The sequence below is a fragment of the Micromonospora sp. DH13 genome (assembly GCF_020873825.1).
GTDB classification, from domain to species: domain Bacteria; phylum Actinomycetota; class Actinomycetes; order Mycobacteriales; family Micromonosporaceae; genus Micromonospora; species Micromonospora haikouensis.
The window spans coordinates 1-10,729 of the sequence record NZ_JAHWGR010000071.1 but is presented as its reverse complement, the minus strand read 5'-3'; the positions used below and the strand labels follow the sequence as shown (position 1 = coordinate 10,729).

Sequence of the window (10,729 nt, the reverse complement as noted above, 5' to 3'; positions counted from 1 at the left end):
CGACCCAGCGCGGGGTATCAAACTACTTGGCACTGGCTTATCAAGCACCCTGTTGAGTTCTCAAAGAACAACCACACACCATCCGAAACCCCCGAACCCGGGGGCCCCATCCGGGGCATCTCGTTCATCCGCGCCCCCGCTTTCGCGCTGGGCACTTTTACTACGTTACCCTCCGGTTTCCGCACTGTCAAACCGGAGAATCCCGATCCGACCCGCTTCCACCCGAATTACGGGCACCACTCAGTCACCGGTTGTCACCGGCTCCACCCGTGGTTTCCGGCAGGCCGGCCGCTGCGGTCTCCCGCACGCTCGCCCGGTTCCCTACCGGCGGTGAACCTTACCCGGTCGGTCTCGCCTCGCCAAATCCGCCCTGCGGCAGATCCGGGGCACCGCCCGGCCCGAATCACGAAGAGTGTTCCCTCTGCGACCCGGTGTTCCATACCGCGCTCCGGCCTTGGAGGCTTTTCGCCCCGTTTCGCCCGTTCCGCGCTGGCAGAGAGAAAGTTACGCCCCCGACGGATTGGTCGTCAAATCCGTCGGGGGCGTCCCGCGTCACACTTCCCGCGCGCCGCTATCCGCGCAGCTCCACGCCGGCGAACGACTTCTTGCCGCGACGCAGGACCAGGTACCGGCCGTGCAGCAGGTCCGCCGCGGTGGGCCTCGCGTCGACCTCGGTGATCCGGGTGTTGTTGACGTACGCGCCGCCCTCGGCGATCACCCGACGCGCCTCCTTGGCGCTCGGCACCAGGCCCGACTCCCGCAGCAACCCCGCGACGTCGGGCAGCTCGTCGACGTGCACCAGTCCGGCCTCGGTCAGGGCCGCCCGCAGCGTCTCCGGGGTCAGGTCGTCCAGCGACCCCCGACCGAAGAGGGCCTGGCTGGCGGCGACGGCCTGGGCCATCTCCCGCTCGCCGTGCACGAGCGTGGTCAGCTCCTCGGCGAGGGCCCGCTGGGCGAGCCGGGCCGCCGGCCGTTCCGAGGTCTCCTTCTCCAGCTGCTCGATCTCGTCGCGGGAGCGGAAGCTGAAGTAGCGCAGGTAGCGGACCACGTCGCGGTCGTCGGCGTTGAGCCAGAACTGGTAGAACGCGTACGGGCTGGTCAGCTGCGGGTCGAGCCAGACGGCGCCGCCCTCGGTCTTGCCGAACTTCGTGCCGTCGGCCTTGGTCACCAGCGGCGTCACGAAGGCCTGGACGGGGCCGGCCCCCCGGCGGCGGACGTAGTCGACCCCGGCGGTGATGTTGCCCCACTGATCGGAGCCGCCGAACTGGAGCTGGCAGCCGTGCCGGCGGTGCAGCTCGTAGAAGTCGTGGGACTGGAGCAGCTGGTAGCTGAACTCGGTGAAGCTGATGCCCGTCTCCAGCCGGGCCTTCACCACTTCCCTGGCCAGCATCTTGTTGACCGGGAAGTGCTTGCCGACGTCGCGGAGGAACTCGACCACCGACATCTCGCCGGTCCAGTCCAGGTTGTTGACCAGCCGCGCCGCGTTCTCGCCGGCGTAGGACACGAAGGGCGAGAGCTGGTCGCGGATGCGGTCGACCCAGCCGGCCACCACCTCGGGCGGGTTGAGCGTCCGCTCGGCGCTCTCCTTCGGGTCGCCGATCTGCCCGGTGGCCCCGCCGACGAGCAGCAGTGGCCGGTGCCCGCCGAGCTGGAGGCGGCGGGCCGTGGTGACCTGCATGAGGTGGCCGACGTGCAGGCTGGCCGCCGTCGGGTCGAAGCCCACATAGAAGGTGGCGCTCCCGCCGTCGAGCAGCGCGCGCAGCTCGTCGAGGCCGGTCGAGTCCTGGATGAGGCCCCGCCACTGCAGGTCTTCGGTCAGGGAGTCCCGCCCGGGAGGCGGGAGGCTGCTGTCGGTCACGGTCACCGATTCTCCCCCATCGCCGGAACCGGCCGGTACCGGGTTTGCCGCTGATCACGGTTGGCTAGGCTGGCCCTCCCTGACGCGAGGAGGAGCCGCCGTGGAGATGCCCGAGCTGACCGGGGGCTTCGTCGCCCTGCTCGGCCTGGAGTTCGACGAGGTGAGCGCCGATCGGGTCGTCATCCGGTGGCGGGTCCGCCCGGACCTGCACCAGCCGTTCGGCATTCAGCACGGCGGGGTGTACTGCGCGGTGGTGGAGACCGCCGCGAGCGTCGGCGGCTCGCTGTGGCTGGGCGGGCAGGGCCGGGTGGTCGGGGTGTCGAACCAGACGGACTTCCTGCGCGCGGTCCGCGAGGGCGAGCTGACGGCCGTGGGGACCCCGGTGCACCGGGGCCGCAGCCAGCAGCTCTGGCAGGTGGAGATCTCCGACGACGCGGGGCGGCTGGTCTCCCGGGGTCAGGTGCGCCTGCAGAACCTCACCGGCGCCTGATCTCGCCGCCGGCAGAGCCGGGCCGGCCCTGCCGACCCGCCGGCCGGATGCCCGGTTCGGGGCTTGAGGGGCTTTCTGCCCGGATATCGTCGCGGCGATGGCACCCGTCGACCCGCGCCCGAGGTGAGGAAGCTCCTCGCCGCGACGCTCGGCGTGCTCTCCGCCGTCGGCGGGTTCGTGGACATCGGCGACCTGGTGGCGGCGAGCCAGGCGGGGGCGCGCTTCGGCATGGCGCACGCCTGGGTGCTGCTGCTCGGGGTGGTGGGCATCTGCGCGTACGCCGAGATGGCCGGCCGGGTCGCGGCGGTGAGCGGCCGGGCGGTGTTCGACCTGGTGCGGGAGCGGCTGGGCCCCCGGGTGGCGCTGCTGAACCTGGTGGCCTCCTACCTGGTGACCGTGCTGACCCTCGCCGCCGAGCTGGGCGGCGTGGGGCTGGCCCTGCAGCTGGCCTCCGGGCTGAGTTACCTGCTCTGGGTGCCGGTCGCCGCGGCGGCGGTCTGGCTGGTGCTGTGGCGGATGCGCTTCCAGCTGATGGAGCGGGTGTTCGGCCTGGCGGGGCTGGCCCTGGTGGGGTTCGCGGTGGCGTTGTTCTGGCTGCCCACCGACTGGGCGGCGCTCGGGCGTTCGGCGGTGCACGGCGGCGCGGCGGGGCAGGGCTGGGGGGCCTACTGGTTCGTGGCGGTGGCGTTGTTCGCCTCCACGGTCAGCCCGTACGAGGTGTTCTTCTTCTCCTCGGGCGGGGTGGAGGAGCGGTGGAGCGCCGCCGACCTGGCCGACGCCCGGTCCAGCGTGCTGATCGGCTTCCCGGTGGGCGGCTTCCTCGCCCTGTCGCTGATCGCCACGGCCGCGGTGGTGTACCACCCGGGCGGGACGTCGCCGGACTCCCTCGCCCAGGTGGCGCAGCCGGCGGTGCTCGCGTTCGGGGCGGCGGGGCTGGCGGTGGCGGCGCTGGCGTTCTTCGCCGTCACGTTCGGGGCCGCGCTGGAGACGGGGCTGTCCGCCGCGTACGCCGCCGCGCAGTATTTCGGCTGGCAGTGGGGCAAGTGGGTGAGCCCCCGTGAGGCGGCCCGGTTCCACAGCGTGCTGCTGGTCAGCGTCCTGCTCGGGATGCTGGTGCTGCTGACGACGGTCAACCCGGTGACGCTGACGGAGTACATGCTGGTCCTCAGCGCGGTGGTGCTGCCGCTGACGTACCTGCCGATCCTGATCGTGGCCAACGACCGGACGTACCTGGGCGATCGGGTGAACGGGCCGCTGGCGAACCTGCTGGGGGTGGTGTTCCTGCTGGTGATCGTGGTGGCGTCGGTGGCGGCGGTCCCGCTGGCGGTGGTGACGGGGATGGGCCGATGAGGATGCAGCTCGGCCGGCAGCTGCTCGACCGGCAGATCGTCGACCGCGACGGCCGGCTGGTCGGCAAGGTCGACGACGTGGAGTTCGGGGTCGACGCGGACGGGGTGCCGTACGTGGCCGCCCTGCTCACCGGGCAGGGGGCGCTCGGGCAGCGGATCGGCGGCCGGATCGGGCGGCTCCTCGTCGCGGTGGCGGACCGGTTCACCGAGGAGCGGGCGGTGACGCCGCTGCGCATCCCGTACCGGCTGGTGGAGCGGGTGGACAGCGCGGTGCGGCTGCGGGCCTGCCTCGGCGACCTGCCCGCCTCGCCGGTGGAGCAGTGGCTGCGCCGGCACCTGATCGACCGGATCCCGGGGGCGGACCGTGCGGGCGGGTGAGCTGCTCGGCCGCACCGCGTACGACCTGCACGGCCGGCGGCTGGGTCGGGTGGTGGACGTGGTGGTGCGCGGCGAGCGCCCCGACGGGCGGCTGCGGCTGACCGACGTCGTCGTCGCCGGGCGCTGGTACGCCCGGGTCAGCGGGCGGCTGATCGGTGCGGAGCGGCACCCGTCGGGGCCGTGGCTGATCCGTCTGGTCGCCCGGGCGCTGCGCGGCAGCAGCCGTCAGGTGCCTGCCGACGCCGTCCGGTTGGTGCCGCCGGTGCCCGGCTTCCCGTTCGGCGCGGCGCAGCCGGAGCAGCCGGAGGGGCCGGAAGGGCCGCCCGCACCGCCGGCGGGACCGTCCGGGCCGGGCTGAGGGTCAGCCCCGGGCCGGGTCGAGGGCGGGCTCGGCGTCGGGCTCCGCGTCGGCGTCCGGCTCGGCGGGGGCGGCCACGCGGCGCAGCCGTACCGCCGTGATGGCCCGCTGGTCGATGTCGGCGACCTCCAGGGCCCAGCCGTCGATGGTGACGTCCTCCCCCGGCACCGTGGGGATGTGCCCCAGCAGGGTCAGGACCAGGCCGGCCACGGTCGTGTAGTCGCCGGCGGGGCGGCCGGGCAGCTCGACGCCGACGTCGACGAGGTCGTGGACGGGGAAGGTGCCGGGCAGCAGCATCGCGCCGTCGGCCTCGGTGCGCACGGCGCGCACGTCCCGGTCGGTCTCGTCGTAGATCTCGCCGACGATCTCCTCGAGGATGTCCTCGAGGGTGACGATCCCGTCGACGGCGCCGCGCTCGTCGACGACGAGGGCGATGTGCTGCCGTTCCGCCTTGAACTGGCGCAGCGCGTCGACGACCGGCAGCGAGTCGGGCAGCAGCATCGGCGGGCGGGCGCACTCGTCGACGGGCCGGTCGTCGGGCACCCCGACCAGGTCGCGCAGGTGGATCACGCCGACCGCGTCGTCGAGGCCGCCGTGGCGCACCACCGGCGCGCGGGAGTGGCCGGTGGCGGCCAGCACCAGCCGCGCGGCCTCCGCCGTGGTGCCGCTGTCGAGCGTGAAGACCTGCAACCGGGGTACGAGCACCGCGCGCAGCCGCCGGTCGGCGATCTCGACCGCCCCGGCGATGATGGTCCGCTGCTCCTTGGTGAAGCCGTGGTTGCCGGCGACGATGTCGCGCAGCTCGTCCGGGCCGATCTCGTCCGGCTCGTGCTTGGGGTCGAGGCCGACGAGGCGGACCACCAGGTCACTGGTCGCGCCGAGGGCCCAGACGGCGGGGCGGGTGAGGCTGGCGAGCAGGTCCAGCGGGCGGGCCACCAGCAGCGCCCAGCGCTCGGCGGCCTGCATGGCGATCCGCTTGGGGGCCAGCTCCCCGAAGACGAGGGTGACGAACGTCAGCACCAGGGTGACCAGCACGATGGCGGCCGTCTCGGCGGCGGAGCCGAACACCCCGAGCAGCGGCACGAGGGGCTTGGCCAGGGAGACCGCCGCGGCGGCCGAGGCGAGGAACCCGGCGAGGGTGATGCCGATCTGGATGGTGGCGAGAAAGCGGTTCGGGTCCTTGGCGAGGCGGGCCAGCACCCGGCCGGCCCGGCCGCTGCGTTCCAGCCGTTGGACCTGGCTGTCGCGCAACGAGACCAGCGCCATCTCGCTGCCGGCGAAGATCGCGTTGAGGACGACCAGGACTCCGACCAGGGCCAGTTGGCTCCAGTAGCTCTGCACGCCCGGTTCTCTCCCTCGCTCCGACGGCCCCGGTCGCGACGACCGGTGGCGCCGCCCGGCGGGCCCGGGCCGGCGTAGGCCCCTCTGTGCCCCGTCGGCGGGTCGGCGAATCCTCCCGCCGCCGGCCGGGCGGTCGCGGGCGGCGGGCCCGCCGGTCGGCCGACCCGTCCGCGCCGGTCAGGCCCGGTCGGCGGCGGCCAGATCGAGCACGTACGCGTCGTCCTCGGCGCGGAAGCCGAGCCGGTGGTAGTAGGGCGCGACCATGCCGGGCGGGCTGACCACCCGACGGAACCCCCGGTCGGTGAAGAGGGTGCTGCGCCGGTAGACGAACTCGCCGGGGGTGAAGTCGCGGAACGGCGGGGTGACGTAGTCGAGGTCGACCTGGGCGGTGTCGCCCTCGGCGTGGGAGAGGACCACCCCGACCACCTCGTCGGCGCGGACGACCAGGAACGCGGAGCGGCGGGCGGTGTGCTCGCCCCAGTGGAAGCCCGGGTTGAACCGGGCGATGTCGGCGGCGTGCACGCGCAGCGTGTGGGCCAGGAACTGGTCGTCGACGCCGACCTCAACCACCTGGTACGTCTGCTCGTCGTGCCGGGTGGCGAGCATCTTGCGCAGGTACCACACGTTGATGACGGCGAGCACGACGTTCAGCCCGACCATCGGCCACACGGCGAGCGCGGTGTTGTAGCCGATCAGCACGAGGCAGCCGACGAGGTTGAGTGCGCGCAGCCGGAGGATGCGCGCCTGCAGCAGGGACCAGACCAGCAGCGCCGAGCCGGTCCAGCCGATCAAGTCCAGCCAGTTCACCCCGCGAGACTAGTGCCCGCCCAGCTCAGGCCGGCTGTGGGGCGGTGCCGGGCGGGTGCCGGCGCTCAGGCGGCCAGTTCGAGGACCCACTCCTCGACGACGGCGCGGCGGCCGTTGGCGTACCCCGAGTCCTCGCCGACGACGACGAAGCCGCACTTGCGCAGCACCGCGAGGGAGGCGGCGTTGTCCTTGGCGGCGCGGGCGCGCACCGGGCGGCGCGGCAGCTCGGCCAGCAGGGCGGCGAGGGCTCCGGTGGCGTGGCCGCGGCCCCAGCGGGCCCGGTCGATCCAGTAGCTGACCTCGGTCTGGTCGTCGACGGGGAAAGCGGCCACGTGGCCGACGACGGTGCCGTCGACGGTGACGGTGCGGGTGACGATCGCCGGGTCGGCGCGGATGCGCCGCCAGTGCGCCTCGAACGCCGCCCGGTCCGCCGGGTCGACGGGGCCGAACGCCGCCACCCAGTTGGCCTGCGCATCCTGCTCGAAGGCGAAGAAGTGCGGCAGGTCGTCGTCGCGCACGGGGCGCAGGCGCACGGCCTCGCCGGTCGCGGCGGGCGGGCGCAGATCCTCGGCGGTCACGCAGGCAGGGTACCGGCGGGGTCCGACAGGCCGGGACCTCCGGCCCGGCGGTCGTTCCATCCGGCCCTGTCGGCGGCCCGGCGCGGCCCGCTACCAAGGAGGGGGACGACGTTCCCGCACGGTAGCGGAGTGGAGGGCCGACGCCATGCTCAAGTACGTCTACGACTTCTTCGAGGGTGACCGGAGCCGGGCGGACCTGCTGGGCGGCAAGGGGGCGAACCTGGCGGAGATGACGCGGCTCGGGCTGCCCGTGCCGCCGGGCTTCACGATCAGCACGGCCGCCTGCCGGGCGTACCTCGCGCAGGGTGCCCCGCCGGCCGGCCTGTTCGACGAGGTGAACGCCCACCTGCGGGAGGTGGAGGCGCGGCTGGGCCGGTGGCTCGGCGACCGGCACGACCCGCTGCTGCTGGCCGTGCGCTCCGGCGGCCGGTTCTCGATGCCGGGGATGATGGAGACGATCCTCGACATCGGGCTCAACGACGCGACCGTGGGCGGGCTGGCCGCGCACAGCGGGGACGAGCGGTTCGCCTGGGACTCGTACCGGCGGTTGATCCAGATGTTCGGCCGGACGGTGCACGGGGTGCCGGCCGAGGAATTCGAGCGGGAGCTGGCGGCGGTGCGGGCGGCGGCCGGGCCGGGCGGGCCGGGTGCGGCGGCGCTGCGCGACCTGGTGGAGACGTACAAGAAGGTGTACGCCCACCACGTGGGGCACGACTTCCCGCAGTCCCCGCACGAGCAGCTCTACCTGGCCATCCGGTCGGTCTTCGAGTCGTGGAACGCCGACCGGGCGGTGCTGTACCGCCGCCGCGAGCACATCCCGGACGACCTGGGCACGGCGGTCAACGTGATGGCGATGGTCTTCGGCAACCTGGGCCCCGACTCGGGCACGGGGGTCGCGTTCACCCGCGACCCGGCCACCGGCGCGCCCGGAGTGTACGGCGACTACCTGCCCGATGCGCAGGGCGAGGACGTGGTGGCGGGCATCCGCAACACCGTCGGCCTGCCGGAGCTGGAGCGGATCGACCCGGTGAGCTTCCGCCGGCTCACCGAGATCATGCGGACGCTGGAGCGGCACTACCGGGACCTGTGCGACGTGGAGTTCACCATCGAGCGCGGGAAGCTGTGGATGCTGCAGACCCGGGTCGGCAAGCGCACCCCGGCCGCCGCGTTCGTGATCGCCGCGCAGCTCGTCGACGAGGGCCTGATCAGCGCGGACGAGGCGCTGCACCGGGTGAGCGGAGGGCAGCTCGCGCAGCTGATGTTCCCCGGCTTCGACCTCGACGCCGCGCCCGTGCCGCTGGCCACCGGCGTCGGCGCGTCGCCCGGTGCCGCCGTGGGGCGGGTGGTGTTCGACTCCGCCGCCGCGGCGGCGGCCACCGAGCCGGTGATCCTGGTGCGGCGCGAGACCAACCCCGACGACCTGCCCGGCATGATCGCCGCGCAGGGGGTGCTGACCTCGCGGGGCGGCAAGACGTCGCACGCCGCGGTGGTGGCCCGGGGCATGGGCCGCACCTGCGTCTGCGGGGCCGAGGCGGTGCGGATCGACCCGGAGCGCGGCGAGTTCACCGTCGGCGACCGGGTCGTCCGGGCCGGCGACGTGATCTCCATCGACGGCAGCACCGGCCGGGTGTACGCCGGGTCGGTGCCGGTGCGGCCCTCCCCCGTCGCCCGCTACCTCGCCGGCGAGCTGTCGCCCGAGGCCGATCCGCTGGTCGCCGCCGTGCACCGGCTGCTCGGCCACGCCGACGCCGTGCGCCGCCTCGGGGTACGCGCCAACGCCGACACCCCCGCCGACGCCCGGCGGGCCCGCGCGTTCGGCGCGGGCGGCATCGGGCTGTGCCGCACCGAGCACATGTTCCTCGGCGAGCGCCGCGAGCTGGTGGAACGGCTGATCCTGGCCGACGCTCCGGCGGAGCGGGACGCGGCCCTGGCGGCGCTGCTGCCGTTGCAGCGGGCCGACTTCGTCGGCATCCTCGCCGCGATGGACGGGCTGCCGGTGACGATCCGGCTGATCGACCCGCCGCTGCACGAGTTCCTGCCCCCGCTGCACGAGCTGACCGCCCGGGTGGCCCGCGCCGAGGCGCTGGGCGAGGACCCGGGGCGCGACGGGGCGCTGCTGGTCGCGGTGCGCCGGATGCACGAGGCGAACCCGATGCTGGGGCTGCGCGGGGTGCGGCTCGGACTGGTCGTGCCGGGGCTGTTCGCGATGCAGGTGCGGGCGGTCGCCGAGGCGGCGGCCCAGCGGCTGCGCGACGGCGGCGATCCCCGGCCCGAGATCATGGTGCCGCTGGTCGGCGACGTGCGGGAGCTGACCGCGGTGCGGGTCGAGGCCGAGCGGGTGCTCGCCGGGGTCGAGGGCGCGCCGGAAATCCCGATCGGCACAATGATCGAGGTGCCCCGGGCGGCGCTGACCGCCGGGGAGATCGCCGCCGAGGCGCGGTTCTTCTCCTTCGGCACCAACGACCTGACCCAGACGGCGTGGGCGTTCTCCCGCGACGACGTGGAGGGGGCGTTCTTCGGGGCGTACCTGGAACGCGGGATCTTCCCGGTCTCCCCGTTCGAGAGCATCGACACCGCCGGGGTGGGGCGGCTGGTCCGCCTGGCCGTGGCGGAGGGTCGGGCGGCCCGGCCGGAGCTGACCGTCGGCGTGTGCGGCGAGCACGGCGGCGACCCCGACTCGGTCGAGTTCTTCGCCGAGGTCGGCCTCGACTACGTCTCCTGCTCGCCGTACCGGATCCCGATCGCCCGCCTGGCCGCCGGACGGGCCGCGGTGCGCCCAGCCGACGCGCCGTCCGACAGCCGTTGACCCGACGACGGCTGTGCTGACCCGGCAGCCGTTGACCCGACAACCGAACGGAGGTCGCGCCATGACCGCGATCCTGAACGCCACCGGACCCGCCCCGCTCTCCCCGCCCCCGCGCCCGCCGTCGCCCGCTGCGCAGCAACCGGCGGCGCAGGCACCGGCACCGACACCGCAGGCACAGTCGGCGCAGGGGCCGCAGGCGCAGGGGCCGGCAGCGCAGGCCCGTCCGGCGCAGGCACCGGCGGCGGTGCCGTCGTCGGCGCAGGCGTGCCCGGAGGCCGGGCAGCGGTCCGGCGGGCAGGTCGGGCCCGTGCTCGTCCTGCCCGGCACGTCGCCGGCGGTAGTGGTGCCGGTGGCCCGCGACGGCCGACCGGTCGGCGCGTTCGTGCTCGCCGGGGGCCGGGTGCGCTACCGCGCGCTGGTCGACCCGGACCAGGTGCTCGCCGCGGCGGCCGGGGCGCTGGCCGTCGGGCTGGTCACCGCTGCGGTGGCGGTGGTGGCCGGCCGACGTCGCCCGCCGGCCATCGGCACGGTGCGGATGGGACCGGGCGGGTGGGTGAGCCTGCGGGGCGTGCGTGCCCCGGCCCTGCGCTCGACCGCCCCCCGCCCCTGGTGGGCCCACGTCCTACGCGCCCACCGCCTCCCCGCATCCCCCCGCTGACCCGCTACCCCGCTGCCCCGCTGATCCGGGTGGCCCCCTGGTTCGTGATCAAGAGGTTTGCGTCAGGTTTCGCTCCGGCCATGACGCAAACCTCTTGATCACCCGG

Annotated in this window: 10 protein-coding genes; 6 read left to right on the top strand and 4 right to left on the bottom strand. The window is 74.3% G+C overall.

Annotated features, from left to right (window positions below; genetic code table 11):
* Nucleotides 1-571 precede the first annotated feature (571 nt).
* Nucleotides 572-1,858 carry a tyrosine--tRNA ligase gene (gene tyrS, locus LPA42_RS33035; RefSeq protein WP_077939448.1) on the bottom strand — a complete coding sequence of 429 codons (1,287 nt, stop codon included), beginning with the start codon at nucleotides 1,856-1,858 and terminating at the stop codon, nucleotides 572-574.
* 100 nt (nucleotides 1,859-1,958) lie between these two features.
* Here tyrS and LPA42_RS33030 point away from each other — a divergent pair, with 100 nt between their 5' ends.
* From LPA42_RS33030 to LPA42_RS33015, 4 genes are all read left to right on the top strand, one after another.
* Entirely contained in the window at nucleotides 1,959-2,348 is a 390-nt protein-coding gene (locus tag LPA42_RS33030; protein ID WP_043968077.1) for a PaaI family thioesterase, read from the top strand.
* Between the two features lie 123 nt (nucleotides 2,349-2,471).
* Nucleotides 2,472-3,698, top strand: coding sequence for an NRAMP family divalent metal transporter (locus LPA42_RS33025; RefSeq protein ID WP_077939447.1), 1,227 nt, complete (start codon nucleotides 2,472-2,474; stop codon nucleotides 3,696-3,698).
* Nucleotides 3,695-4,075, top strand: coding sequence for a hypothetical protein (locus LPA42_RS33020; protein ID WP_077939446.1), 381 nt, complete (start codon nucleotides 3,695-3,697; stop codon nucleotides 4,073-4,075). Before LPA42_RS33025 ends, LPA42_RS33020 begins: the two co-directional genes overlap by 4 nt.
* Nucleotides 4,062-4,433, top strand: a complete 372-nt coding sequence (locus LPA42_RS33015) for a hypothetical protein (protein ID WP_077939445.1) — start codon at nucleotides 4,062-4,064, stop codon at nucleotides 4,431-4,433. The genes LPA42_RS33020 and LPA42_RS33015 overlap by 14 nt, the downstream gene beginning before the upstream one ends.
* 3 nt (nucleotides 4,434-4,436) lie before the next feature.
* On the opposite strand, the gene LPA42_RS33010 is transcribed toward LPA42_RS33015, so the two are convergent.
* The 3 genes from LPA42_RS33010 to LPA42_RS33000 all read right to left on the bottom strand — a co-directional run bounded on the left by LPA42_RS33010 (nucleotide 4,437) and on the right by LPA42_RS33000 (nucleotide 7,159).
* Nucleotides 4,437-5,774 carry a hemolysin family protein gene (locus LPA42_RS33010; RefSeq protein ID WP_043968069.1) on the bottom strand — a complete coding sequence of 446 codons (1,338 nt, stop codon included), beginning with the start codon at nucleotides 5,772-5,774 and terminating at the stop codon, nucleotides 4,437-4,439.
* A gap of 177 nt (nucleotides 5,775-5,951) precedes the next feature.
* Nucleotides 5,952-6,581: a hypothetical protein gene (locus tag LPA42_RS33005; protein WP_077939444.1), complete on the bottom strand. Its 630-nt coding sequence runs from the start codon at nucleotides 6,579-6,581 to the stop codon at nucleotides 5,952-5,954.
* Nucleotides 6,582-6,646: 65 nt separating this feature from the next.
* The gene (locus tag LPA42_RS33000; RefSeq protein WP_228987124.1) at nucleotides 6,647-7,159 is read right to left on the bottom strand and encodes a GNAT family N-acetyltransferase; all 513 of its coding nucleotides are present in this window, start codon (nucleotides 7,157-7,159) and stop codon (nucleotides 6,647-6,649) included.
* A gap of 145 nt (nucleotides 7,160-7,304) precedes the next feature.
* Here LPA42_RS33000 and ppdK point away from each other — a divergent pair, with 145 nt between their 5' ends.
* The gene (gene ppdK, locus LPA42_RS32995) at nucleotides 7,305-9,965 is read left to right on the top strand and encodes a pyruvate, phosphate dikinase (protein ID WP_077939442.1); all 2,661 of its coding nucleotides are present in this window, start codon (nucleotides 7,305-7,307) and stop codon (nucleotides 9,963-9,965) included.
* Nucleotides 9,966-10,026: 61 nt separating this feature from the next.
* Nucleotides 10,027-10,623: a hypothetical protein gene (locus LPA42_RS32990; protein ID WP_228987123.1), complete on the top strand. Its 597-nt coding sequence runs from the start codon at nucleotides 10,027-10,029 to the stop codon at nucleotides 10,621-10,623.
* Nucleotides 10,624-10,729: the final 106 nt, after the last annotated feature.

What these genes read in the sequence shown, in the direction of transcription:
- LPA42_RS33020 (WP_077939446.1), top strand. Translation starts at nt 3,695, where the DNA reads ATGAGGATGCAGCTCGGCCGGCAGCTGCTCGACCGGCAGATCGTCGAC.
- ppdK (WP_077939442.1), top strand. Translation starts at nt 7,305, where the DNA reads ATGCTCAAGTACGTCTACGACTTCTTCGAGGGTGACCGGAGCCGGGCG.
- LPA42_RS32990 (WP_228987123.1), top strand. Translation starts at nt 10,027, where the DNA reads ATGACCGCGATCCTGAACGCCACCGGACCCGCCCCGCTCTCCCCGCCC.